This window comes from Arthrobacter sp. FW306-07-I, assembly GCF_021800405.1.
Taxonomy (GTDB): domain Bacteria; phylum Actinomycetota; class Actinomycetes; order Actinomycetales; family Micrococcaceae; genus Arthrobacter.
On sequence record NZ_CP084550.1, the window covers coordinates 2,220,273 to 2,243,531 of the forward strand.

Here is a 23,259-nt window from a genome sequence, read left to right on the forward strand (position 1 = left end):
CACGGCGGGTTCCCCGGCCTTCCTGGCCGGGGAACCCGCCGTCGTAATTTGTTGTTGACCGGCTTTGGGCCTATTCCTGCGACGCCTTGGCAGAGCCGTTGATCTGCGTCCACCAGGTCATCGGATCCGTGACCTTGAAGCGGCGCCCCGTCACCGAATCCGGCGTGATGCGGACAAAGGCGTCTTTCCGCCCCGCTTGCCACGGGAAAAGGTACAGGCGGGACGTCTCCAGCACTTCTTCGGTGCTTTTAACCAGGGCGGCGGTGCCCTTGACCACTACGCTCCAGGCCAATCCCGTGTCCGGGTCCACCCCGTCCGCCTCGACGGCAACGGCGGCCTCGCCTCCGGTGGCTGCGGACAGTTTGGTTCCCTGGGCGGTCCGGAAAACCAGCGTGCCGCCGTCCACGGTGTAGTTCACCGGGAAGATATCCGGACGGCCGTCCGCCAGCACTGCCAGCCTGCCCACGGACACCGTCCGCAGCATGGCCCAGCATTCGTGGTGTTCGAGGTTCTGCACTTGGCTGGATGACTCGTTGCTCATGCCGTGAGCATACCGCGCATCACCAGGGGCTGGGCTTGTAATCCTTCAGGAAAACGCCGTACTGGTCCTCGCCCTTTTCGCCCATGACGATGGGATCGTAGACCCGGGCCGCGCCGTCCACCAGGTCCAGGGGAGCGTGGAAGCCTTCCTCCATCAGCCGGACCTTGGTGAAGTGCGGACGTTCGTCGGTGATCCAGCCCGTGTCCACGGCCGTCATCAGGATTCCATCCGTGTCCAGCATTTCCTGCGCACTGGTGCGCGTCATCATGTTCAGGGCGGCCTTGGCCATGTTCGTGTGGGGGTGCCCGGGCCCCTTATATGCGCGGGAGAACTGGCCCTCCATGGCGGAGACGTTCACGATGTACTTCCGCCGGGCAGTGGAGCGCCTCATGGCGTCGCGGAGGCGGCTGACCAACAGGAACGGCGCGGTGACGTTGCAGAGCTGCACCTCGAGCATTTCGAGCGGATCCACCTCGTCCACTACTTGGGTCCAGCTGTTGATGGTGGCCAGGTCGGGAACCAGCCCGCCGGCGTCGATGGCCGTGCCCGAGGCGATCCGTTCCAGCGAGGCGGACCCGGTGGACAGCGCGAGGGAGGTGACGGCATCGCCGGCCAGGACGGGATGTTCCGTGACGCTGCCGGCGATCGCCAGCGGGTGCTTGTCATGGGCGTGGCCGAAGGTCAGCAGCTCCGGGCCGCCGTTGGCGTGCTCCAGTGCCGCGGGGAGGGGTTCGTCCTCGGCATCGACCAGGGGCTTGTAGGCATTGCCGGAACGGCGCACCGTCTGGGCGGCGTTGTTGATGATGATGTCCAGCGAGCCGGCTTCATTGAGCGAGTCGGTGAGGGCCATGACCTGGGCAGGATCGCGCAGGTCAATGCCCACGATCCGGAGCCGGTGCAGCCACTCGCCGCTGTCCTCCATGGCGGCGAAGCGCCGGGCCGCGTCCTTGGGGAACCGGGTGGTGATGGTGGTGTGCGCTCCATCGCGCAGCAGGCGCAGGGCGATGTACATCCCGATCTTGGCGCGGCCGCCGGTGAGCAGGGCCCGGCGCCCGGTGAGGTCAGTCCGGGCGTCGCGCTTGCTGTGGCTGAAGGCGGCGCATTCGGGGCACAGCTGGTGGTAGAACGCGTCCACCTGGGTGTAGTGCTGCTTGCAGATGTAGCAGGGGCGGGACCTGATGAGGTGGCCTGCAACCTTGCCGGTGGTGGACGGTGCCAGCTTATTGCCACGGGTCTCGTCATCGATCCGGTCCGGCGCGGCCGTGGCGGTCTGGGCGATAACGGCGCGGTCAGCCTCGGCGATCGAATCGCGCTTGGTGACCCTGCGGTGGCGCTTGACCGCCTTGAACATCTTTCCCGTCGCACGGCGGACTGCAAGGTAGTCCGGGTGCTCCTCGTCGTACGCGTGGATGGTGTTCAGGACCTTGAGGCAGGCCTGGATGTCCTCAGGGGTCAGATCGGGGGAGCTCATTGGGAAAATTTTACAGCGTACGCCGCAGGCCGGGGCACCATCGGTGGTGCCCCGGCCTGCTGGCTTACTGCGGGTAAAGCGGCGGCGACTCGGGCGTCAGGAAACCCTGCCGGCCGGCGCGGCCTCCGCGGCTGCGGCAGCATGCGTGCCGGCAACCTTGTCCGCGGCCTCGCGCATGTCGGGGTACTGCTCCGCGGCGGCCCTGATCGCACTGGGCAGGACGCCGACATGCTTCGCCGCGAGCTTCCGTTCTTCCTCGCCCGGCTCCGGGACCTCCTGGCCCTTGGACAGGACGGTAATGCCGGATTCGGTGACCTTGAAGCCGCGGGCCCGGTCAAGGTCCGGGTCGAGTCCAATGGCGGCTCCCGCGGGGACCTTGACGTTCTTGTCCAGGATGGCGCGGTTGATGACGGCCCCTTCGCCCACCTGCACCTTGTCCATCAGCACCGAGTCGATGACGCGGCCGCTGGTGGCCACGTAGACGTCGTTGGACAGCACCGATCCTTCCACCACGCCGCCGGAAATCACCACGCCGTTGGCGACGATGGAGTCCAGCGCCGTGCCCACGGTGTTGTTCTTGCCGCGGACGAACTTGGCCGGCGGCGAAATGCTCTGGCGGGTGTAGATGGGCCACTCGGAGTTGTAGAGGTTGAAGACCGGCAGCGGGGAGATGAGGTCGATGTGGGCGTCATAGAAGGAGTCGATGGTGCCTACGTCGCGCCAGTAGGTGCGGTCGCGTTCGGTGGAGCCGGGGATGTCGTTGAGCGTGAAGTCGTAGACACCTGCCTCGCCGCGGTTGACGAAGTAGGGGATGATGTCCCCGCCCATGTCGTGCTTGGTGTCAAGGCGCTCGGCGTCCACGTGCAGCGCGGCCACCAGGGCGTCGGCATCAAAAACGTAGTTGCCCATGGAGGCGAGGAACTGGGAGGGGTCCGCGGCAAGACCGGGGGTGCTGGCGGGCTTTTCCACGAACGCCGCGATCTTCTGGGGGTCGTTCTGGTCCGTTTCGATGACGCCAAACTGGTTGGCCATGTGCAGCGGCTGCCGTACTGCGGCCACGGTGGCCTTGGCACCGCTGTTGACGTGCTGGGCAACCATCTGGGCGAAGTCCATCCGGTACACGTGGTCCGCGCCGACCACCACCACGATGTCGGGGTTGGCGTCATGGATGAGGTTCAGGGACTGGTAGATGGCGTTGGCACTGCCCAGGAACCAGCTCTTGCCCACGCGCTGCTGCGCCGGGACAGAAGCGATGTAGTTGCCGAGCTGGGTGGACATCCGCCAGGTCTCTGAAATGTGCCGGTCCAAGCTGTGCGACTTGTACTGGGTCAGCACCACGATCTGCAGGTAGCGGGAATTCACCAGGTTGGACAGCGCGAAGTCGATGAGGCGGTAGCTGCCGGCGAAGGGCACGGCGGGCTTGGCCCGGTCTGCCGTCAGTGGCATAAGCCTGTTTCCCTCGCCGCCTGCGAGGACAATGGCCAGGACTTTTTTGGTTAACGGCATGATGGTCGCTCCTGTACGCCTTCGTAACTCCCCAAGACAGTCCGGTATGCCCGGACTCCTTCACACTAGAACAGTTATCCGTGAACGACTACCTTGGGTCTTGTGCGAATAGACATTGTGACTAAAGAGTTCCCGCCGGAGATCTACGGTGGCGCCGGGGTGCATGTAGCCGAATTGAGCAGGGTGCTTAGTAAGCACGTTGACCTGCAGGTTCGTGCTTTTGGCGCTCCCCGTGACGCCGACTATCATGGCGCGACGGTAACGTCCTACCAGGTCCCGGAAGACCTCGGCGGGGCGAACGCGGCGGTCCAGACCCTGGGTGTGGACCTGCGCATTGTGCCGGACGTCCAAGGCGCGGACCTGGTCCATTCGCACACCTGGTACGCCAACATGGCAGGCCATCTGGCGTCTCTGCTACACGGAATCCCGCACGTCCTCAGCGCTCACAGCCTCGAGCCGCTGCGGCCCTGGAAGGCTGAGCAGCTCGGTGGCGGCTATGCCCTCTCCTCCTGGGTGGAGAAGACAGCGTATGAAGCTGCGGCCGCGATCATCGCGGTGTCCGAAGGCATGCGCCAGGACATCCTGCGCAGTTACCCCAACGTGGACCCGGCGAAGGTCCGGGTGGTGCATAACGGCATCGACGTGGAGCTGTGGCAGCGTGACGAAAACGACGACGCCGTCCGCGCCCTTGGCATCGACCCGGCCAAGCCGAGCGTCGTCTTTGTGGGAAGAAACACACGCCAGAAGGGCGTCCCCTACCTCCTGAGGGCGGCGGCGAAGCTACCGGCCGACGTCCAGCTGGTCCTGTGCCTCGGCGCGGCCGACACCCCGGAACTCGCAGCAGAGACCGCGGCCCTGATCGAGGACCTGCAGAAGCAGCGCACGGGCGTGGTACTGATCGAACGGATGCTGCCGCGCCACGAGCTCATCCAGGTGCTCAGCCACGCCACCGCGTTCGCCTGCCCCTCCATCTACGAGCCGCTGGGCATCGTCAACCTTGAAGCCATGGCCTGTGGGGCGGCGGTGGTGGCCAGTGCCACCGGCGGCATCCCCGAGGTCGTGGAGCATGGCCGCACCGGACTGCTGGTCGACCTGGAGCAGGTGACGGACGGCACGGGCACGCCCCTGGATCCGGAGAAGTTCGTCAAGGAGTTTGCTGCGGCCCTCACAGAAGTGGTGTCCGATCCCGACCGCGCCCGCGCCATGGGACGCGCCGGCCGGGAACGCGCCGAAAAGCACTTCTCCTGGGAGTCCATCACCGAGACCACCCTTGAGGTGTACCGCTCTGTACTGCCGGCCGCCGGCTGATCGTCCAAGTACAAATAACGACGGCGCCGCTCCCCTTGATAGGGGAGCGGCGCCGTCGTAATTTCCCGGCATCGCATGGAGTGCCTTGGGCGCTCCCGGCAGGTCAGCCCTTCCGGGCTCCGGCAGCGGTCCGGGCGATAAGCACCTTCTCATCCACCGGGGATTGGCCGCTGGCACGCTGGTTCCGGAAATGTGCCCGGGCTTGGTCCTGGCGCGTCTTTTCGGCACCGGTGGCAATGGCTGCACGGACGTGGTCCTCGCCGTATCCAAAGGCATCCACGAGGTCCAGCGCGTGCGGACGGATCTTCTCCAGCAGCCGGTTGATGTAGCCGCCCACCGTGCGGGCCCGCTGCATGGAAAGGCGGCCGTTCATCAGGTACCAGGACAGGTTCTTTTCGATCAGCGACAGGCCGAATAGGTCACGCAGCCAGGTCAGCACTTTCCTGGTTCCCGGGTCCGACACCTGATGGAGGGCCTCCGTGAAGGCCTCCCACTGCAGCAGTTCGGCGTGTGCCTGGGCGGCGTCGATGAGTTCGTTCTGGTGCCGGTTGAACAGGGCGGCGCCCTTGTCCTGCGGCAGGCGCTTGCTGCCTTTAAGGGCAGCTCCTGCCTCAGCCACCATGGTCTGCACCCGGTCCGTGAGGAGCGCACGCTGGCTTTCCTCGTCCCGCAACGCGATCGCGGCCTTCTGGACCGATCCGGTGTCCGCCATGAACTGGGCCACCTGGCGCAGGCCGGTACGGTGGACTGCGACGCCGGCTGCCTGGTTCACCACGTAGCGGGCCAGGACGCCGAAGTCGACGTTGCGGAATTCCTTGGCGTAATCAGCCAGCAGGCGCTTGGCCACCAGCTGAAGCAAAACGGTGTTGTCGCCCTCGAACGTGGCGTACACGTCCAGGTCCGCACGCAGCGAGGCGAAGCGGTTTTCGATCAGGAACCCGGCGCCGCCGCAGGCCTCCCGGCATTCCTGCAGGGTGTCCAGGGCGTGCCAGGTGCTCAGCGGCTTCAGCGCTGCAGCCAGGGTTTCCAGATCCTGGCGGTCCGCGTCGGTATCGTGGGCACCGGAGAAGACGTCGTCGAACTTCTCCAGCAGCTGTTCGTGGGCGAAGGCGGCCGCGTAGGTGGTGGCCAGCCGGGTGAACAACCGCCGCTGGTGGCGCTGGTAGTCAAGGAGGACTTCCTCCTCGGTGTGGGAGGAGGCATTGAACTGGCGGCGCTCGGTGGCGTACTGGATGGCCGCCTTCAAAGCCACCTTGGAGGCGGCGACGGCGGCACCGTCCAGTGATACCCGACCCTGGACCAGGGTGCCCAGCATGGTGAAGAAGCGCCGGCCGGGGCTGGCGATGGGCGAGGTGTAGTTTCCGTCCACGTCAACGTTGCCATACCGGTTCAGGAGGTTGGTCCTGGGGATGCGGACGTTGGTGAAGTGCAGGCGGCCGTTGTCGATGCCGTTGAGGCCACCCTTGATGCCGTCGTCCTCGCCGCCAATGCCGGGCAGGAACTCCTTGGTCCGGGGGTCCCGCAGGTCCACGTAGAAGGCGTGGACTCCATGGTTCACGCCGCGGGTGACCAGCTGGGCGAAGACCACGGCGCCCAGCCCGTCAGTGGCGGCGTTGCCGATGTAGTCCTTCCAGGCCGCCCGGAAGGGGGTATGGATGACGAATTCTTCGGTGTCGGGATCGTAGGTGGCGGTGGTGGCGATGCTGGCCACATCTGAGCCGTGGCCGGTCTCGGTCATGGCGAAGCAGCCGGGGATCTCGAGGCTCATGATTCCCGGCAGCCACTTCGCGTGGTGTTCAGCCGTGCCCAAGTGCATCACCGCGGAACCGAAGAGTCCCCACTGGACGCCGGCCTTGATCTGGAGCGAGGGGTCGGCCACCACCAGTTCCTCAAAACCTGCGATGTTTCCGCCGTGGTCGTCCGAGCCGCCCAGGTCAGATGGGAAGGCGCGGTGCACGGCCTCATTGTCCACGAGGTATTTGAGCTGGCCGAAGACGCGTTCACGGTGGTCCGTGTGGGTCAGGCCCTCCACTTTGTGCAGTTCCGGCCTGGCTGCCAGGTCCCGCGCCTGGCGGCGGACATCGGCCCACTTTCCCAGGAGCTGCCTGCCCAATGCCTCGACGTCGACGGCGGGTTCGGAACTTTTGTCCGGAGTGGCGGCAGGCGTTGCCGCGGGGCGGAGGCCCTTGCCGGCTTGGCGTTCCACTACATCAGTCATGTCACAGTCCTTCTTTGGCGGATAACTTGGTGGTTGGTGAAGCAGGGGTGAGCTCAGGGGCTATGCCAACGCACAGCCACGCCGTGATCTGGCGCGCCATGCTCTCTTGGGTTGGCTTGGCAGGGGACTCGGGGGTGCTGAGCCACTGTTCGCCGGCATTCCGCACCAGGCCGATGGCCGCCTTGGGCCAGTAGCCGATGACGGCTTCTCCGACGTCGCCCAGGTGCGAGCGCATCGGTTTGGCGATCATGTCCGCGATGGCGTCGAAGAAGTGTCCCAGCGGGCCGCCTGCGGCTGCAGGATGGGCAGGGCCGGGCTGGTCAGCCGGCGCATAGCTTGTGACAAACGCGTAGACGTTGGGGCTGGTGTCCGCCATTTGCAGGTAGGCCGATACCATCGCCAGCAGCCCTTCCCGGGGTGTGACGGCACTTTGCGCAGCTTCCTGGATGCGGTGCTGCATCTGGCTGAGGACCACTTCTCCCACAGCCTGCTGCAGCCCGGCTTTGTCCCCAAAGTAGCGGTAGAAGACCGATTTGGAGGTCCCGGCGGCAGTTGCGATGTCCTCCATCGAGGCGTCGCTGCCCAGTGCATGCACTGCCCGGCGGGCCTGCTTGATCAGCTCTGTGCGGCGTTCCTCGCGGTGGCTTTGCCAGCGCGAGGAACGCCCGTCCGGGCTTGCGGGTTGTTGAAGCCCGATGGAAGGAGAGATGTTTGTGTCCTGAAAGTTCACGATACCCAGCGTATCAGGTACGCTGGGTATCGGTAACCGCATGTGACCCGAGGAGCCTTCCATGTCCATAGACGGACAGTCCACCCCCGCGCCTGATGGATCAGCCTCAGCCGCCGTCCCGCCAACCCGCAGGGCGGTGGTCGTCGGCGGAAACAGGATTCCGTTCGCCCGCGCCGGCGGCGCCTATGCAAAGTCTTCCAACCAGGACATGCTGACCGCTGCCCTGGACGGCCTGATCGCACGCTTCGGACTTCAGGACGAGCGGATCGGCCAGGTGGCAGCGGGCGCGGTGCTCAAGCATTCCAAAGATTTCAACCTCACCAGGGAAGCCGTACTCGGCACGGCACTCTCGGCCGAAACTCCCGTCTACGACCTCCAGCAGGCATGTGCCACAGGCCTTGAAACGGTTGTGGGGCTGTCGAACAAGATCAAGCTGGGTCAAATCGACTCGGCCATCGCCGGCGGCGTTGATTCGGCATCCGACGCACCGGTGGTTGTCAGCGAAGGTCTTCGCGAGGTAATCCTGGACCTGCACCGCGCCAAGACACTTCCCCAGCGGCTGCAGATCCTGAGCCGGCTGCGACCCAAGGACTTGGCGCCGCTGGCCCCCGGTACGGGAGAGCCGCGTACCGGCCTGACCATGGGCGAGCACCAGGCCCTCACCACCGCACAGTGGAAAATCTCCCGCGAAGCCCAGGACGAGCTGGCCTTGAACAGCCACCACAACCTGGCCGCCGCCTACGATTCAGGCTTCTTTGATGACCTGCTGACCCCGTACCGCGGGCTGACGCGCGACGCGAACCTCCGCGCCGATACCTCAAAGGAAAAGCTCGCTTCCCTGAAGCCGGTCTTTGGCCGCAACCTCGGTGCAGATGCCACCATGACCGCAGGCAACTCCACGCCGCTGACGGACGGGGCCTCCACGGTGTTGCTGGCTTCCGACGAATGGGCAGACGCCCGGGACCTGCCCAAGCTGGCCGCCGTGGTTGACGCCGAGGCTGCTGCGGTGGATTTTGTGCACGGCAAGGACGGGTTGCTGATGGCGCCCGTGTTCGCTGTGCCACGGCTCCTGGCCCGGCAAAACCTGACGCTTGCTGACTTTGACTACTTCGAGATTCACGAAGCCTTTGCCGCCACTGTCCTCAGCACACTGGCTGCATGGGAGGACGAGGAGTTCGGCCGCACCCGCCTGGGCCTGGAAGGTGCGTTCGGCAGCATTGACCGATCGCGCCTCAACGTCAACGGGTCTTCGCTGGCGGCGGGCCACCCGTTCGCCGCAACCGGCGGCCGCATCGTCGCCACCCTGGCCAAGATGCTGCACGCCAAGGCGGCTTCCACCGGCCGTCCTGCCCGCGGCCTGGTGTCCGTTTGCGCAGCCGGCGGCCAGGGCGTCGTCGCGATCCTGGAATCTCTGTAGGGGGCGGCATGGCAGACAAATACACGCAACTGGTCAACAGCGGCCTGGGCCGCAACCTGGCAAAGAAGCTCGGCCTTCCGCAGCCCGCTGTCCTGCGCCGCTACGAGCCGGGCCAGCCGCTGGTGACGGGACCCGTCGTCGTCGTGGGGGATACTGCAGGGGCAGACAAACTGGCCGCGGAACTGCTGTCCTGGGACCTTGACGTCAGGCGGCACGCTGTCCCGGCCGAAAAACTCGGCGCCATCATCCTGGTCCTCGACGAGGTGGAGCACCCGGCAGAGCTGGAAAAGCCCGTACTGGCCGCGGCCGGCTCGCTCCGGGACCTGCGGCCAGGTGGCCGGATCATCACGTTGTCGCGTCCCGCAGCGGAGGCGACCTCACCCGAAACCGCTGCGGCACGGCAGGGGGTGGATGGCTTCCTGCGTTCCCTTGCCAAGGAACTGCGGGCAGGGGCAACGGGTAACGGCGTACTCCTGGCAGACGGCACCACATCCATCAGTCCCAGCACCCTCGGTGCCATCAGGTTCTTCCTTTCCGCCCGGTCCGCGTTCGTGGACGGCCAGTTCCTGAAGGTTTCAACTGAGGACGGCGGGCTTCCCGCTGACCCCCAACGGCCGCTGGAAGGAAAAGTTGCCGTCGTCACCGGCGCCGCCCGCGGCATCGGAGCCCAGATTGCCCGGACCCTGCACCGCGATGGAGCCACACTGATCCTGGTGGACATCCCGGCGGCCGGGGACCAGCTGGCGTCCGTAGCCAACGAGGTGCGGGGCACTGCCCTGCAGCTGGACATCACCGGCGAGGACGCGGGACAACGGATTATCGGCCATGCCGTCCAGCGGCACGGTCGGCTGGACATCGTGGTGCATAACGCGGGTATCACCCGGGATAAGCTGCTGGCCAACATGGACCAGGCACGGTGGAACAGTGTCATCAACATCAACATTGCGGCCCAGCTCCGGATCAACGAGGCACTGCTGCAATCCGGGCATTTGGGGCCTGCGCCGCGTATCGTGTCAGTTGCCTCCACCAGCGGCATCGCCGGTAACAGGGGACAGACCAACTACGCCGCATCCAAGGGGGGAGTGATGGGAATGGTCCGGGCCAGCGCCCCGCTGTTCGCGTCCCTCGGCGGCACCATCAACGCGGTGGCGCCCGGTTTCATCGAAACCGAGATGACGGCCCGGATCCCCCTTGCCGTGCGCGAGGTGGCACGGCGGCTCAATTCGCTCCAGCAGGGAGGCCTTCCCTCCGACGTTGCGGAAACCATCGCTTTCCTGGCCAGCGACGCCGCGGGCGGCATCAACGGGGAGGTGCTGCGGGTGTGCGGGCAGAACCTGGTGGGGGCATGACAGTCCAGCAACCAGTAATCCTGGCCGAAATGCCCTCCCTGTCCAAGCTCTACGTCAATGCGGCCGCGATGGCAGCACGCCGCAGGCTGCTGGGAAACCACGACACGTCAGTCCTTCCGGCTGAAAGCCATGAAGTCAGGGGCGTGGCTGTCAACGTTGAAAACCTCACCGCCTACCAGCACCTGATCGGTGAGACGGCCAGTGACGTCCTGCCGGCCGGTTTCATCCACGCCATCGCATTTCCCCTGGCCATGAGCGTCATGAACCGGGACGACTTTCCGCTGCCCCTGCTGGGCATGATCCATTTGCGCAACAGCGTGGAGCAGAGGTCGCCATTGGTCTTCACCGACCTTCTGGACATGACCGCCAGGGTGGAAAATCTGCGCGGACACCGTGCAGGCACCCAGGTGGACGTTGTGGCGGAGGTCCGGACTGCCGGCTCTGGGGAGGTGCACTGGCGCGGGGTGTCCACCTACCTGGCCAAGGGCGTGTTCCTGCCCGGGATCGACAAACCCACTGCCATCCCGGCAAAGTCAGACTTCACCGCACCTGACCCAACAGCCCTGTGGCAGCTGGGAGTGGATGCCGGACGTGCCTATGCCGCCGTATCGGGGGACTTCAACCCCATACACCTGAGTGTGCTCTCGGCCAAAGCGCTGGGGCTGCGCCGTTCAATCGCGCACGGCATGTACCTGGCCTCGCGGGCCCTTGCAGATGTGGGACCCGCCCGGGGCGATTCCTTCATCTGGGACGTGGACTTCGAAGCGCCGGTCTTCCTGCCGTCCCGGGTGGCTCTGGAGATCGAAACCGAACAAAGCGGTTCAGGGGCGTGGAAGCACTCCAACTTTGTTGCGTGGAGTCCGCGCTCCGGGCGGCGCCACTTCACCGGCACTGTTTCAGCGCTGTAGCTCCTGGCGCCGGATTCGGGGCTTAGTCCTTCGGCCGCACCGCCCGCAGGATCCGGTGAAGGCTGAGCAGGACCGACTCGGAGGCAGGGACCGTTCCCTGCGCCGCAGGCCTTCCGGCGGTGGCGGCCATACAGGCCTCCACCGCCGCTTTGGCGGTTGCATACGCGTCCTTCCGGGACCCGGTGTCGCCGCTGGAATCGACCGACAGCAGCTCTCCGGTTGCGGTGACGGCGTCTGCCAGCGGTTCGTTGTCCTGCAACGGGATGGCGTAGGGTACGTCGTCTTCCCAGATCACATCGGAAAGCACATCGGTCATGTCCTGGATGTGGAACGTAACGCGCTCCAGGTCCTGCAGGTCGCGGTAATCCTGGTCCATGTCGCGCGGGTGCAGTTTCCGGCGCGGATTCGCCCGGCGGCTTGCGTCGGCTTCCTTGACCAGGTGCCGCACCGACCTGGCCGCCTCGGCCAGTTCGTCCGACCTGCGCGACCAGTCCTCATGCTCAGGCGGCCATTTTTCCTTCAGGGCCGCGCCCATGTCGGTCAGTTGCCGTCCCAGTGCGAGCCGCAGGTCTGCAAGGCTGGAGGCGGCCGCGTTGAAGTGCAGCGGCGGGAAGATCAGAAAATTTACCGCGATGCCCACCGCCACGCCGGCAGCCATCTGCACCAGGTAACCGTAGGAAAAGTCATCGGCATTGCTGCCGCCCACCAGCAGCACCAGGAGTGCCGCCGTCGGAATCCAATCGCTGCCTGAGCCGATGCCCGGCAACCCGCCCAACAGCACTCCCACCCCCATGAAAAGGGCGACTGTCAGGGGTGAGGGCTCGCTGATGCTCACCAGGACGAAAGCGAGGCCAATCCCCATCGCAAGCCCCGCCAAAGCCTGCGCCCCTTGCTTCACCGACCCGGCGACATTGTGGTACATCGCCACCAGTGCACCCAGCGGCGCGTAGTAGGCGTAGTGCGACGCCGCGCCCGGCATGTGGGGAGCGATGGCGAAAGCCAGCCCCGCGGCGAGAGCCGCTTTGGCAGCCAGCTGAAGCCGCTGTGCTGCGAAGGCGGCAGAGAGTCCCGCCACCGATTGCTTGAGTAGTTGGGTCCCCCGAGCCCACCGTGCATCCGGCCGTGCCTGAGTATTGCCCATCCGGACCACAGTAGGCCCGGGGCACCCTCAGGACAAGCCGGCCGCTGACCGCCGCACCTCTGCGGCGAGGCGGTGGGCCCGGCCCGGCGTGCGCCCTTCTTCCTGCCGCCGGGGAATGTAACCGAAGCTCATGCCGTAGGAGGGGTCGGCAAATCCAAGGGCCGCATTGGCCCCCTCATGCCCGAAGGCACGGTAACTTCCGAAGTTCCGCGAGGGGTGCGGTTTCATGAAGACGACGGCGAAAGCATTGTCCAGTCCGGAGGACCGGTCCAGCCCCCACACCTGCTCCCGTGTCATTGCCGCGACAGTCCCACCTGTGAGGAACGGCTCATCGCCGTCGACGCCGGTGGTCGCCGCCGCGTACAGCCGGGCGAGGCCGTCTGCTGATCCCACACCGCCCGCCGCGGACATACCGGCGGCCCGCACGGACCGGATGTTCGGCAGCTCCATGATGGTGCTGAGGGGTGCATTGCTGTTGAGGCCTTCGAGGCTGAGGGGGTCCACCCACGGCTGGTTCGCAACATCTTCGTAGAGGACATCCCGGTACCGCGGTTCCAGGTCCTCCGGAAGGCCGAGGAAGAACTCCACCTCCTGCGGTTTGCGGATCCTCCGGTCATAAAGGTCCTGCAGTGCCTCACCCGTGGTGCGGCGGCACAGTTCCTCCATCAGGATGCCAATGGTGAGTGCGTGGTAGCCGAACTGCCGGCCGGGTTCCCATGCGGGGGCGGCAGCGGCCAGCCGGGCGGCGGCGCGGGCTGTTGTGAACTCGTCCAGCCCGAAGCCGCCCTCAACGCCCAAAAGACCGGCCTGGTGCGACAGCGCCTCCCGCACCAGCAGCCGGTCTTTTCCATGCACTGCGAACTCGGGCCAGTAGTGGGCCACTGTCTTGTCCAGCTCAAGGACGCCGTCCTGCACGAGCAGAGCGATGACCATTGCGGCAACGCCTTTCGAGCAGGAATATGCGCCGGTCAGGGTTTCGGCGTCCATGTCCGGCCCACCCGCCAAGTGCACCACCGGCACCCCGTGCTGGTAGGCAGCGACTTGCGCGCTGTAACGGGGGTCCTCTGCGAGAAGGGACTTGAACAGGCCCAGCACGTTTTCGTACCCCGGCGCCACAAAACCAAGAGAAGTCTGCATGCCTTTCAGTGTAGGAGGAAAGCGATTTCTCGCGCCGGGTTTGGCCCGCTTTAGGCTCCGTGTCCCGGTGCCACTTCCTCACCCGGCCGGACCGGCCCCGGAGGGGTACCGTCGCCGAAGGGCCGGCCGCCCAGGGATTCGCGGCCGTGCTCTTCCAGCCATCCGCCCAACGCGGGGCCGGCGGGAACAATTCCGGTGGGGTTGATGTCCTCATGGACGATGTAGTAGTGCCGCTTGATCTGCACGAAGTCGATGGTGTCGCCGAAGCCCGGCGTCTGGAACAGGTCCCTGGCGTAGCCCCACAGGTTGGGCATCTCGCTCAATTTCTGCCGGTTGCACTTGAAGTGCCCGTGGTACACGGGATCGAACCTTGCCAGTGTGGTGAACAGCCGCACATCCGCCTCGGTGATGGTGTCGCCAACCAGGTAGCGCTGCCGCGAGAGGCGGTCCTCCAGCCAGTCCATGGCGGTCCACAAGCGTTCGTATGCTGCGTCATAGGCTTCCTGCGAGCCGGCGAAGCCGCAGCGGTAGACGCCGTTGTTGACTTCGGTAAAGACCCGCTTGTTCACCTGGTCGATCTCGTCGCGGAGGTGCTCCGGATAGAGTTGCGGCGCACCCGGTCGGTGGAACTCCGTCCACTCCGTCGAAAAGTCCAGGGTGATCTGGGGGAAGTTGTTGGTCACCACTTCGCCGCTGCGCACGTCCACGATGGCAGGGACCGTGATGCCGCGGGGGTAGCCGGGGAAGCGTTTGAAGTAGGCCTCCTGGAGCCGCTCGATGCCCAGGACCGGATCCACGCCGCCGGGATCGAGGTCGAAAGTCCAGGAACGTGCATCATGGGTGGGGCCGGGCTGGCCCAGCGAGATTGCCTCTTCCAGCCCCAGCAGCCTGCGGACAATTACGGTGCGGTTGGCCCATGGGCATGCCCTGGCGGCAATGAGGCGGTAGCGCCCTGCCTCCACCGGCCAGCCGGGCTCGCCGTTGCTGCCGGGCGCGGCGTCCCTGGTGATGCGGTCCTCAATGTAGTTGGTGTCGCGGGTAAATTCCGCGCCGCCTGTCACATAGGCTCCGCGGGTGCTGTGCTCGTTGGTGGCGTGGGTCGCTGTGCGGGTGCTTTCCGTTTCCTGGCTCATGCCACCAGCCTATGCGCCGCCCCTGAAATCTAGGGACCTTTCAGCAGGATCACCGAGATAGGCTGCCACGCCACGAGCCAGGCCCCGGCGACGATCAGCGAAAACAAGGCGATCCAGATCCCCGAGGGAACGGAGGTGGCCCGGTACAGGAGGTAGGCATCGGAGCTGCCCAGGCGGTCCCGGCGGCGGAGGTGGACGTTGGTGAGCTTGAGCAGGTCGCGGACGCCAGCCACCAGCAGCGCCATGCCGAGGACGACGGTAACGTGGCCCACGACGGGCCCAGGTGCCAGGAACGCCAATGCGGCGGTGCCGGCGATGGCTGATGCGGTGATGGCGAATCCGGCCAGGTTGCGCAGGAAGACCAGCGACGTGGCCAGGACCAGCGCAGTGGCGGCCATGGCGGCGGGACCCCAACCACTGAGCCCGCACCACACGAAAGCTGCACCAACCATGGCAGGCACCGGGTAGCCCCAAAAACACGACCACGCGGCCGCCAGCCTGCTCCGGCTGTACGTGGTGGTGGTCCCCGAGTGGTCGAGCCGGAGCCGGATCCCTGCCAGCCGCTGCCCGGAGGTCACGGCGGCAAACGCGTGCCCCAGTTCGTGCGTGGCGGTGGCGAGGAGCCCGAAGTAGCGCCAGCTGCGGCGCGGGACGGACAGGGCGACGGCGGCCGCCAGGGACAGGAGCAGCTCAACCCACGTGACGGTGGGTACGTTTGTTTGGGTGAAGGCGGCGCTGAACGCGCTCCACAAGCTGGCGGGGCTGTCCACCGTTGCCTCCTGGCCGCCGGGCCGGGGTGGTGCGTGCCGGCGTCGTACGTTGTGTGCCCAACCTTACGAAGCTGGGCTGGGTGAATGCTTGGCGGTGAGTGCTTAAAGCCGAAAGGCACGCCTGGTGCGGCGTGCCTTTCGGGCAAGGGTGGTGATTTTAGCCACTGGCGGAAGCGTGTCGCCCTAGCCTTCGCACTCGGTGCAGTAGCTGTGGCCGTCCTTCTGCCGGGCGATCTGGGACCGGTGGCGGACCAAGAAGCAGGAGTAGCAGGTGAACTCGTCCTCAGCCTGCGGGATAACCTGGACTACGAGCTCCTCAGCGACGAATTCGCCACCCGGGACCCCGGCGCCGTCCAGCCCGTCAGCTTCGTCCAACTCCTGCACAACGCTGCGGGCGTCGGGAGCATTCGCTGACTGGAGCTGCTCGAGTGAGTTGTCCTGCGATTCCTTGACGTCGGAACGCAGTTCATCGTAATCGGTTGCCACTTTGGGTGCTTCTCTTTTCTTTGATGGGCTGTCGGGTATGAAACGTACAGCATGGAGCCGGTATTCCCCAACAGGGAGCGTAGATCCGGTGCCGATTGGGTAAAGGTTCAAAGGAGCGGCCGCGGGTTTGGAACCGGAATGCGGCGGCATGGGCAGTGGAGGGACGGCCGGTTGCTGTTCCCTCTGCGTGACGGAAGGGGCAGATTTTGGAGCAACTCACCGCAGAGTTCGGCGGTGCGGGACAAGTCGGCGTGGGTGTCGGTCCCGTGCTGGAGAAATTCGACGCCGTGTCCAGGATCGTGGTCCTGCGCGGGGGCGGTTTGGGAGACTTGATTTTCGCGATCCCCGCCATGGCGGCGCTGAAGGCGGCCTACCCCGAAGCAACCATCACCTTGCTGGGCACGCCGATCCACAAGGCGCTGCTGGCGGCACTGAAGAGCCCCGTTGATGAGGTGGTGGTCCTGCCCTTCGCCGAGGGAGTCCGGCCCGGGGAAGAAGATGCGGAAGAACTGGAGCGTTTCTTCGCGCAGATGCGCAGCCGGAACTTCGACCTCGCCGTCCAGGTCCACGGCGGCGGGCGGTATTCCAATCCTTTCCTGCTGCGCCTCGGGGCGCGCCACACGGTGGGCACCAGGACACCCGACGCCGCCAGCCTGGAACGCACCATCCCCTACCTCTACTACCAGAACGAACCACTGCGGGCCCTGGAGGTGGCAGGATTCGCAGGTGCCTTCCCCGTTGACCTCGAGGCCCGGCTGTCGCCGGCTGATTGTGGAGCAGCCACGGAAGCTGCCAACAGCGAAGCCGGCCAGCCGCTGGTGGTGATCCATCCCGGTGCCACCGACCCCCGCCGTCGTTGGCCGGCGGAGAAGTTCGCCGAACTCGCGGCCGCCTGCGCGGCTGACGGGTCACGGGTGATCATTGTTGGGGACAGCAGCGAGCAGGAGTTGGCAGAGGGGATTGCCGAGCGGGCGGCATCGCCCGGCGTCCGCTCCGTGGCCGGGGCACTCGATATGGCGGGACTGGTGTCGCTGCTGGCGGAAGCTGATGTTGTCGTGGCGAACGACAGTGGCCCACGGCATCTGGCGCAGGCGCTCGGCGTACCCACGGTGGGGATCTTCTGGGCGGGCAACGTGATCAACGCCGGCGCCCTGGGCAGGAGCCTGCACCGCGTGCACGCGTCCTGGGTCACCACCTGCCCCACCTGCGGCATCGACGTCACCCAGGTCGGCTGGACTGCCCCGCGCTGCGCCCACGACGACTCAGTGGTGGCCACAATCGGAGTGCCTGAAGTGTATGAGGACGTCCTCAGCCTCACCGCCACGACGTTCGCCAAGCAGGACGCATGACCGGCGCCGAAAGCGCCCAGCAGTCCGGCGACACGATTCCTGCCGATGGGAAACCGGAACTTCTGGTCCTGCGCGCCTTGAAGCTGGGCGACCTGCTGGTCGCAGTGCCGGCACTCAAAGGCATCCGGCGGGCTTTCCCTGAGCACCGGCTGCGCTACGCGGCACAGGGATGGTTATCCGAAGCACTGGGTCTGGTGGGCGGCTATGAGCTGCTGCCGACGCACGGCCTGGATGAACCCCTGGCGATGGAACCGGGCGTGGTGGATGTGGCCGTCAACCTGCACGGCAGCGGTCCGGAGAGCCAGGGGCGGATCGACGCGCTAAAGGCACGGCAGACCGTGGGCCACCGGAGCCCGCACCGGGACGGTCCGCCCTGGCGGCCGGAGCTGCACGAGCGCGAACGCTGGGTACGGCTGGTGGAATGGCATGGCATCGAGGCGGATCCGCTGGATGTGCAGCTGAATTCGCCGCATATGCCCAGCCCGGTCCCAGGCGTCACAGTCCTGCATGTGGGAGCTGCATACGGCAGCAGGTTGTGGCCGGCAGAGCGCTTTGCGGCGGTGGCAGCGGCGCTCGCAGAAGCGGGACACCAGGTCGTGTTCACCGGCGGGACATCGGAACGGGTAAGGGCTGAGGAAGTGTGCCGCCTCGCAGGACTCCCGGGCACCACCGTTCTTGCCGGGGTGCTGGGCCTTGGTGAGTTCGCTGCCACGATCGCCGCCGCACGCCTGGTTGTCTCAGCCGACACCGGAGCGGCGCACCTGGCATCCGCGTACGGGACGCCCTCCGTGGTGCTGTTCGGGCCGGCCCCGCCGGAAATCTGGGGGCCTCCTCCGGGACCGCATGTGGTCCTGACCCGCGCGGAACTCCGGCGCGGGGACACGTTTGCAGCCCAGCCAGATCCTGCCCTGCTGGCCGTCCAGGTCCCCGATGTCATGGCTGCCGTAAGGAGCCTGGGGCTTCTCTAGGCACTGTGGATTTGCACGCCGTTGATGTGGGTCCGCAGGGTTGGAGTCCGGCCCCTGCGGCCTAAAATTGGTGCATGAGCACTGAGCTGGAAATCGCCTTGGTGTTGGGGACAGCGTTCCTGTGGGTCACCGTGACGCTGACGATTCTGTCCGCCATCGACCGGCCGGAACGGAAAGCGCGGCGGCAGGAACGGCGCGACATCCGGGCGGAGAAGCGGCGGATTGAGTACCGTCCGGTGGCTGCCGGTTCCCACCCCCAAGGGCGGGGCCGGCGCCCCCGGAGCCGCAGGCTGCACCCGCACTGACGACGGCGGTCTTCCGCGGGTGCATCAGCGTGGAGCACCCGCGGGAGGGCGACGCGCCCTGGCAGGCGCCCGCCGTCGTGGGCTTTGCTGCATTGGCCTGCTGAATGTGTGCCTGCCGCAGCTTGCCCCTGCCCCTGCCTGCCGCAGCGTTGAAGGTCAAGTCTTGACCGCATCCGCCGAAACCCTGACACTTTCCCGATGGGAGTAAGCGAAGAGTTGCGGGCGCTGGGGGACGTGGTGGACAGGCTTGCGGTGAAGTTTCCCGCCCTGCCCAGGGAACACATCGAGGACGTGGTCCAGCAGGAGCACAGCCTGCTGGACACCGGCAGGGTCCGCGCGTTCATACCTGTCCTGGTTGAACACGCCGCCCGGGACCGCCTCTCGCGCTGAGACCGGCGCCGGCGATTAAGGCGCAGGTGCGACGTCGATGAGCACCTTTCCGATTGTTCCCTGTTCCACGGCATCATGTGCCGCCGGCGTCTGCTCAAGGGTGAAGCGCGTCAGGGGCAGTCCATGGTCTTCGCCCACCCGCAGCGCACCCGCTTCCAGGGCCCCGGCAACTGCCGACACTGCCTGCTGTTTCTGCTCATCCGTGACCGTGTAGGTGAGGATGAACTGGTAGCGGACGTTCTTGGTCATGCTTTCCCGGATGGGAACATTGAGCGATTCCCCGGGGTTGGCTGCATAAATGGAGACCGTGCCGCCGGGTTTGAGGACCTGCAGGTCAGTCTCGATGTTCGCCGGCGCATTCACGTCCACGATGATGTCGACGCCGTCCGGTGCTGCTGCCTTAACGGCGTGGACCACATCCTCGGACCGGTAGTTGATAACCGTGTCGGCGCCGGCACGGCGGGCAAGCTCAGCCTTCCGGTCTCCGCTGACGGTAGTGATGACCGAAGCCCCTGCCCAGTGGGCCAACTGGATGGCCGCATGCCCCACAGCCCCTGCGCCTCCGGTGACCAACACACTCCGGCCTGCCAGGGCTCCGGGGGAGAGCTGATCCGGGCCGTCCTCGTTCGAAGTCAGGGCACGGTGTGCTGTCAGGGCTGGAATTCCCAGCGAGGCACCCGTATCGAAGGATTCGGCGTCCGGTAATGCCACCACCTTATGGGCAGGCACCACGACGTATTCCTGGGCCGTACCTTCGTTACCGGCCCATGCGACATCCCAAAGCCACACACGGTCGCCCACGTTGAAACCGGCCACCCCGGACCCCAGTGCGTCGACAACCCCGGCTCCGTCCTGGTTGGGAACCTTGGGGTCGGGCAGCTTGTTGCTTCCACTGCCCGACCGTGACTTCCAGTCGGTGGGGTTCACTCCGGACACCACCAGACGGACCCTGACCTCGCCCGGACCCGGATCACTCACCGGTTTGTCCTGCAGCTTGAGCACAGATGAGGGACCTGTTGCTTCGTACACGATTGCCTTCATGTCTTCTCCCATGTCCGGTTGCATAATTCTTACGGGTTCCAAGCTACCGCTGCCGGTCAGGGGTTGCGGGCGGCGTCGGGGTCAGTGGGTGCCTCCGTGCGGCGCTTCTGAATAAGTTCCTTTGTCCGCACCAGGCGCAGGAGGGTTACCAGGATGATGCCGCCGAGAACGTTGAACAGCAGCGTGTAGCCGAACCAGCCCAGCCACTGCACGTAGCTGATGTCCGCGCCCGAGTGGATCGCGGCGAAGATCAGCAGGGAGTCGAGGATTGAGTGGAAGAGCGGTAGCGCAGCCAGGAGGAACCCGCCGATAACGGTGGCCACAATGCGCGCCACATCGTTGTCCGTGCCTTGCTGCATCCTGCTCATGAGGGTGATGGTGCTTCCACCCAGGACGGCCAGGGCAATGGACTGCAGGGAGAACGGGGCGTCAACGAAATGGTGGGCGCTCTCGCTGACCACCGTTGACCATTCGGGGAATGCCACCATGACGATCCACACGAAGATCCATCCGCCCAGCAGGTTGGAAATGAGCGTTCCTCCCCACAGCTTTGCCAGTTGGGTGTAGCTCGCTTCCTTCGCAGCGACAGCCGCAACAGGCATCAGGAAGTTCTCCGTGAACAGCTCACTGTGGGCCAGCAGGAGGGCGATGAGCCCCATGCTGAACGCCAGGCCCGCTATCAGATGGTTTCCCGTTTCATGGAGCACTGCCAGGTACGCCATGATGCCCAGTCCCACCTCAAAACCGCCGAACACGCCTGTCACAAGGATGTTCCGCATGGTTCGATGCAGCCGCTCGGCCCCCTGGCCCACCGTCCGTTCGAACGACTCCTGAAGGTCATGCTCAACTGGGGCGTCAGACTCCCCGAGCTCCCGCCGTCGTTCTTCGCTCATGTGCCTCTCCGCTGCCGGGTCGCCTGGAATGCTACTGGGTAAGTACCCGCCGGAGCCGGTCCCACCCATCCGTGTGCTGGCCAAAGGGGGAGGGCACGAAAAAGGCGCACCCCGTTCGCTGGGTGCGCCCCTTCCAAAAGACCGTTTCTTAGTCCTTGAAAGCGTCCTTGACCTTTTCGCCGGCCTGCTTCAGGCCGCCCTTTGCCTGGTCCGCCTGGCCTTCGGCCCGCAGGCTCTCGTCGCCGGTGGCGTTACCCGCCGCTTCCTTGCCCTTACCGCCGGCCTTTTCGGCAGCGTTCTCGATCTTGTCGCCCAGTCCCATGGTGTTACCTCCTGTGGTTGACAGCCGTTCGCATTCGGCTGGAAACATCATAAGCATGCTTATGATCTATTTTTCAAGTCCACGGGCGTCGGGGGCTAAAAGCGGGTGGTGCCGCGGAGCCCACGGGGACGGCCGTCCGGGTCGACAATGAACCGGTAGACCGGATCGGCCCAAAGGCGATGGAGGGGCGGGACAGGTTCCGGGGCATGGCGGCGTACCTGTCCCGCGGGCCGTTTCGTACGGCGGCCCGTACTGTGCCAGCGGTCCAGGGCATCGGCCGTGCGGTTCCATAACTGCAGCGCCCCATCCATCTGGAGCTGGGTGTCGTCTTCGTCCAGGCCGAGGTGTTCGGCCCACAGCTGCTGCCGCAGCTCCCTGGCGAGCGGGCGGGACCCTGGGGTACGTGTTCCCCCGTCCTGTGAGCCTTCGGCGGAGGTATCGATCACGGCGCAGGTGAGCTCGCTGTCAGTGGTCCAGGACCGGCGGTTGAAATTGTCGGATCCGCAGGTGAACCAGGTGTCGTCGATAATGCAGATCTTGGCGTGCACGTAGACGGGAGTCCCCTCGCTGTTCTCCAGGTCAAACACCCCCACCCGGTCCGGCGCGGCCTTGCGGAGCATGCTGATGGCGCGCAATTGCCCCAAGCGCCTGGGCGGACCACCGAGGAACCCGTCGGAGTCCGGGTACCTGGGCACCACGATGATCACGTTCAGTTCCTGGTTGCGCTCCAGTGCGGCTGCTATTCCGTGTGCCACTTCGCTGGACCACAGATACTGGTCCTCGATGTAGATGAGGGAACGGGCCTGGCCGAACGCTTTTGCATAACCCCGCGCGATGCTGCGCTCGCCGTTCGGTGCGAACGGGAAGGGCGGGTGCTTCAGGCCGTAGGTGCGGAGCAGCTGAACGGCATGCGGACCGGCCGGAGGCGGGGGAGGAGCGGCCTCCGGGAGCGGTTTGGGGTGCCGGGGCATGCGGGCCAGGCGCTGCAACAGCATCCGGTACGGCGTATGGCGGTCAAGCGGGTGGGGATCGTTCCACCGTTCGGCAAACACGGCCAGCACATCGGCCACTACCGGGCCCCGCAGTTCGAGGGCGGCGTCATGCCATGGGGGCCTCGGGCCGTAATGCGAATCCATCTTCACCGCCTGCGGGTCTCCGGCGTGGCCGGCGTCGTCCCGGCGGCTGTGCGAAAGGTCGATTCCCCCTACAAAGGCGACATCGCGGGAGGGGTCGTCGCGATAGCGGATGACCATCAGCTTCTGGTGATGTGAGCCGAACAGGCGCACCCGCTGATCCAACAGGGCCTCCCCGCCGGCGTCGTTGATCTGCCGGCTGAGATGTTCGTTGGAGCGGCCGCTGATGGGCGCAGATATGCGCTCGCCGTGGGATCTCCAGACGAGGCCGCGCACTTCCACCCCCGATCTGGCCAGCCCGGCGAGCAACCCGCCGATGGTGGTTCCGTCTGGCGCAATCTGCTCGTCGGCATCGCCGCGCCAGTCGGTGAACCAAACCCTGTCACCCGCCTGGAGGCCGCGCAGCTCATCCCGCAGCCTGGCGAAGTAGGCTGCTCCGTGAACCAAGGGGCGGACCAGGTTGCCTTCCGACCACGCCGGAGTTCCCGCACCACCCGCCTGGATGTCAGAGGCGGGGTTGCCGCGCTCAACCCAATTCAGAAACCACTTGCCAACCATGCTTTCCACTCGGTGCTCCTTTCGGGGCCCGGGGGACCGGGCGACTGGGTTCCCAAACTAGCCTACGTACCTGCGCAATCGGTGACCGTGAAAGGAGCGGCCCCACATCCAGTAGCCGCGCCGCGCGCAGGAGCGGCGGAATAGGCTTGGCCATGGCAGTTCCCCTCCGAACAAAGAATGAGGCC

The 23,259-nt window shown here is 65.9% G+C and carries 22 protein-coding genes; 8 read left to right on the forward strand and 14 right to left on the reverse strand.

What is annotated here, in order from left to right; translation table 11 throughout:
• Nucleotides 1-70: 70 nt before the first annotated feature.
• The 3 genes from LFT46_RS10220 to glgC all read right to left on the reverse strand — a co-directional run bounded on the left by LFT46_RS10220 (nucleotide 71) and on the right by glgC (nucleotide 3,518).
• Complete coding sequence (locus LFT46_RS10220; protein WP_236821963.1) at nucleotides 71-541, reverse strand: pyridoxamine 5'-phosphate oxidase family protein; 471 nt, start codon at nucleotides 539-541, stop codon at nucleotides 71-73.
• Nucleotides 542-560: 19 nt separating this feature from the next.
• Nucleotides 561-2,012 (reverse strand): SDR family NAD(P)-dependent oxidoreductase, encoded by a 1,452-nt coding sequence (locus tag LFT46_RS10225; protein ID WP_236802708.1) that lies wholly within the window; start codon nucleotides 2,010-2,012, stop codon nucleotides 561-563.
• A 96-nt stretch (nucleotides 2,013-2,108) separates the two neighbouring features.
• Nucleotides 2,109-3,518, reverse strand: a complete 1,410-nt coding sequence (gene glgC / locus LFT46_RS10230; RefSeq protein ID WP_236802710.1) for a glucose-1-phosphate adenylyltransferase — start codon at nucleotides 3,516-3,518, stop codon at nucleotides 2,109-2,111.
• Between the two features lie 102 nt (nucleotides 3,519-3,620).
• Here glgC and glgA point away from each other — a divergent pair, with 102 nt between their 5' ends.
• The gene (glgA, locus tag LFT46_RS10235; protein WP_236802712.1) at nucleotides 3,621-4,826 is read left to right on the forward strand and encodes a glycogen synthase; all 1,206 of its coding nucleotides are present in this window, start codon (nucleotides 3,621-3,623) and stop codon (nucleotides 4,824-4,826) included.
• Between the two features lie 103 nt (nucleotides 4,827-4,929).
• On the opposite strand, the gene LFT46_RS10240 is transcribed toward glgA, so the two are convergent.
• Entirely contained in the window at nucleotides 4,930-7,044 is a 2,115-nt protein-coding gene (locus LFT46_RS10240; RefSeq protein ID WP_236802713.1) for an acyl-CoA dehydrogenase family protein, read from the reverse strand.
• Nucleotide 7,045: 1 nt separating this feature from the next.
• Complete coding sequence (locus tag LFT46_RS10245) at nucleotides 7,046-7,816, reverse strand: TetR/AcrR family transcriptional regulator (RefSeq protein WP_373462206.1); 771 nt, start codon at nucleotides 7,814-7,816, stop codon at nucleotides 7,046-7,048.
• Nucleotides 7,817-7,835: 19 nt separating this feature from the next.
• Between LFT46_RS10245 and LFT46_RS10250 the strand changes: the two genes are divergently transcribed.
• Genes LFT46_RS10250 through LFT46_RS10260 form a run of 3 tightly spaced genes read left to right on the forward strand, consistent with a single transcriptional unit; the run spans nucleotide 7,836 to nucleotide 11,448 of the window.
• Nucleotides 7,836-9,191 carry an acetyl-CoA C-acetyltransferase gene (locus LFT46_RS10250; protein WP_236802717.1) on the forward strand — a complete coding sequence of 452 codons (1,356 nt, stop codon included), beginning with the start codon at nucleotides 7,836-7,838 and terminating at the stop codon, nucleotides 9,189-9,191.
• A gap of 8 nt (nucleotides 9,192-9,199) precedes the next feature.
• On the forward strand, nucleotides 9,200-10,540 hold the full coding sequence (locus LFT46_RS10255) for a 3-oxoacyl-ACP reductase (RefSeq protein ID WP_236802719.1): 1,341 nt from the start codon (nucleotides 9,200-9,202) through the stop codon (nucleotides 10,538-10,540).
• Nucleotides 10,537-11,448, forward strand: coding sequence for a MaoC family dehydratase (locus LFT46_RS10260; protein WP_236802721.1), 912 nt, complete (start codon nucleotides 10,537-10,539; stop codon nucleotides 11,446-11,448). Before LFT46_RS10255 ends, LFT46_RS10260 begins: the two co-directional genes overlap by 4 nt.
• A 22-nt stretch (nucleotides 11,449-11,470) precedes the next feature.
• On the opposite strand, the gene LFT46_RS10265 is transcribed toward LFT46_RS10260, so the two are convergent.
• The 5 genes from LFT46_RS10265 to LFT46_RS10285 form a co-directional block, all read right to left on the reverse strand.
• Nucleotides 11,471-12,523: an FUSC family protein gene (locus tag LFT46_RS10265; protein WP_236802858.1), complete on the reverse strand. Its 1,053-nt coding sequence runs from the start codon at nucleotides 12,521-12,523 to the stop codon at nucleotides 11,471-11,473.
• Nucleotides 12,524-12,616: 93 nt separating this feature from the next.
• On the reverse strand, nucleotides 12,617-13,726 hold the full coding sequence (locus LFT46_RS10270; RefSeq protein ID WP_236802723.1) for a serine hydrolase domain-containing protein: 1,110 nt from the start codon (nucleotides 13,724-13,726) through the stop codon (nucleotides 12,617-12,619).
• Nucleotides 13,727-13,776: 50 nt separating this feature from the next.
• The gene (locus tag LFT46_RS10275; protein ID WP_236802725.1) at nucleotides 13,777-14,859 is read right to left on the reverse strand and encodes a glutathione S-transferase family protein; all 1,083 of its coding nucleotides are present in this window, start codon (nucleotides 14,857-14,859) and stop codon (nucleotides 13,777-13,779) included.
• A gap of 29 nt (nucleotides 14,860-14,888) precedes the next feature.
• On the reverse strand, nucleotides 14,889-15,629 hold the full coding sequence (locus LFT46_RS10280) for a M50 family metallopeptidase (RefSeq protein ID WP_236802727.1): 741 nt from the start codon (nucleotides 15,627-15,629) through the stop codon (nucleotides 14,889-14,891).
• Between the two features lie 183 nt (nucleotides 15,630-15,812).
• Nucleotides 15,813-16,115: a DUF4193 domain-containing protein gene (locus tag LFT46_RS10285; protein ID WP_018761323.1), complete on the reverse strand. Its 303-nt coding sequence runs from the start codon at nucleotides 16,113-16,115 to the stop codon at nucleotides 15,813-15,815.
• Nucleotides 16,116-16,321: 206 nt separating this feature from the next.
• Here LFT46_RS10285 and LFT46_RS10290 point away from each other — a divergent pair, with 206 nt between their 5' ends.
• From LFT46_RS10290 to LFT46_RS10305, 4 genes are all read left to right on the forward strand, one after another.
• Entirely contained in the window at nucleotides 16,322-17,464 is a 1,143-nt protein-coding gene (locus LFT46_RS10290) for a glycosyltransferase family 9 protein (protein ID WP_236819463.1), read from the forward strand.
• Nucleotides 17,461-18,432 (forward strand): glycosyltransferase family 9 protein, encoded by a 972-nt coding sequence (locus LFT46_RS10295; protein WP_236802731.1) that lies wholly within the window; start codon nucleotides 17,461-17,463, stop codon nucleotides 18,430-18,432. The genes LFT46_RS10290 and LFT46_RS10295 overlap by 4 nt, the downstream gene beginning before the upstream one ends.
• Before the next feature lie 74 nt (nucleotides 18,433-18,506).
• Entirely contained in the window at nucleotides 18,507-18,737 is a 231-nt protein-coding gene (locus tag LFT46_RS10300; RefSeq protein WP_236802733.1) for a hypothetical protein, read from the forward strand.
• A gap of 198 nt (nucleotides 18,738-18,935) precedes the next feature.
• Nucleotides 18,936-19,127, forward strand: coding sequence for a three-helix bundle dimerization domain-containing protein (locus LFT46_RS10305; protein ID WP_236802735.1), 192 nt, complete (start codon nucleotides 18,936-18,938; stop codon nucleotides 19,125-19,127).
• A gap of 15 nt (nucleotides 19,128-19,142) precedes the next feature.
• Here the strand turns inward: LFT46_RS10305 and LFT46_RS10310 are convergent, their stop codons facing one another.
• The 4 genes from LFT46_RS10310 to LFT46_RS10325 all read right to left on the reverse strand — a co-directional run bounded on the left by LFT46_RS10310 (nucleotide 19,143) and on the right by LFT46_RS10325 (nucleotide 23,074).
• Nucleotides 19,143-20,168: an NADPH:quinone reductase gene (locus LFT46_RS10310; protein WP_236802737.1), complete on the reverse strand. Its 1,026-nt coding sequence runs from the start codon at nucleotides 20,166-20,168 to the stop codon at nucleotides 19,143-19,145.
• A gap of 56 nt (nucleotides 20,169-20,224) precedes the next feature.
• Nucleotides 20,225-21,061 carry a formate/nitrite transporter family protein gene (locus LFT46_RS10315; protein WP_236802740.1) on the reverse strand — a complete coding sequence of 279 codons (837 nt, stop codon included), beginning with the start codon at nucleotides 21,059-21,061 and terminating at the stop codon, nucleotides 20,225-20,227.
• 148 nt (nucleotides 21,062-21,209) lie between these two features.
• Nucleotides 21,210-21,383, reverse strand: coding sequence for a CsbD family protein (locus LFT46_RS10320; RefSeq protein ID WP_142133841.1), 174 nt, complete (start codon nucleotides 21,381-21,383; stop codon nucleotides 21,210-21,212).
• A 95-nt stretch (nucleotides 21,384-21,478) separates the two neighbouring features.
• Complete coding sequence (locus LFT46_RS10325) at nucleotides 21,479-23,074, reverse strand: phospholipase D family protein (protein ID WP_236822024.1); 1,596 nt, start codon at nucleotides 23,072-23,074, stop codon at nucleotides 21,479-21,481.
• Nucleotides 23,075-23,259 lie beyond the last annotated feature (185 nt).

Coding starts and splice junctions, on each gene's coding strand:
- LFT46_RS10220 (WP_236821963.1), bottom strand. CDS start 541: ATGAGCAACGAGTCATCCAGCCAAGTGCAGAACCTCGAACACCACGAA.
- LFT46_RS10225 (WP_236802708.1), bottom strand. CDS start 2,012: ATGAGCTCCCCCGATCTGACCCCTGAGGACATCCAGGCCTGCCTCAAG.
- glgC (WP_236802710.1), bottom strand. CDS start 3,518: ATGCCGTTAACCAAAAAAGTCCTGGCCATTGTCCTCGCAGGCGGCGAG.
- LFT46_RS10240 (WP_236802713.1), bottom strand. CDS start 7,044: ATGACTGATGTAGTGGAACGCCAAGCCGGCAAGGGCCTCCGCCCCGCG.
- LFT46_RS10245 (WP_373462206.1), bottom strand. CDS start 7,816: ATGCGGTTACCGATACCCAGCGTACCTGATACGCTGGGTATCGTGAAC.
- LFT46_RS10250 (WP_236802717.1), top strand. CDS start 7,836: ATGTCCATAGACGGACAGTCCACCCCCGCGCCTGATGGATCAGCCTCA.
- LFT46_RS10255 (WP_236802719.1), top strand. CDS start 9,200: ATGGCAGACAAATACACGCAACTGGTCAACAGCGGCCTGGGCCGCAAC.
- LFT46_RS10260 (WP_236802721.1), top strand. CDS start 10,537: ATGACAGTCCAGCAACCAGTAATCCTGGCCGAAATGCCCTCCCTGTCC.
- LFT46_RS10270 (WP_236802723.1), bottom strand. CDS start 13,726: ATGCAGACTTCTCTTGGTTTTGTGGCGCCGGGGTACGAAAACGTGCTG.
- LFT46_RS10275 (WP_236802725.1), bottom strand. CDS start 14,859: ATGAGCCAGGAAACGGAAAGCACCCGCACAGCGACCCACGCCACCAAC.
- LFT46_RS10295 (WP_236802731.1), top strand. CDS start 17,461: ATGACCGGCGCCGAAAGCGCCCAGCAGTCCGGCGACACGATTCCTGCC.
- LFT46_RS10300 (WP_236802733.1), top strand. CDS start 18,507: ATGAGCACTGAGCTGGAAATCGCCTTGGTGTTGGGGACAGCGTTCCTG.
- LFT46_RS10305 (WP_236802735.1), top strand. CDS start 18,936: ATGGGAGTAAGCGAAGAGTTGCGGGCGCTGGGGGACGTGGTGGACAGG.
- LFT46_RS10310 (WP_236802737.1), bottom strand. CDS start 20,168: ATGAAGGCAATCGTGTACGAAGCAACAGGTCCCTCATCTGTGCTCAAG.
- LFT46_RS10315 (WP_236802740.1), bottom strand. CDS start 21,061: ATGAGCGAAGAACGACGGCGGGAGCTCGGGGAGTCTGACGCCCCAGTT.
- LFT46_RS10320 (WP_142133841.1), bottom strand. CDS start 21,383: ATGGGACTGGGCGACAAGATCGAGAACGCTGCCGAAAAGGCCGGCGGT.
- LFT46_RS10325 (WP_236822024.1), bottom strand. CDS start 23,074: ATGGTTGGCAAGTGGTTTCTGAATTGGGTTGAGCGCGGCAACCCCGCC.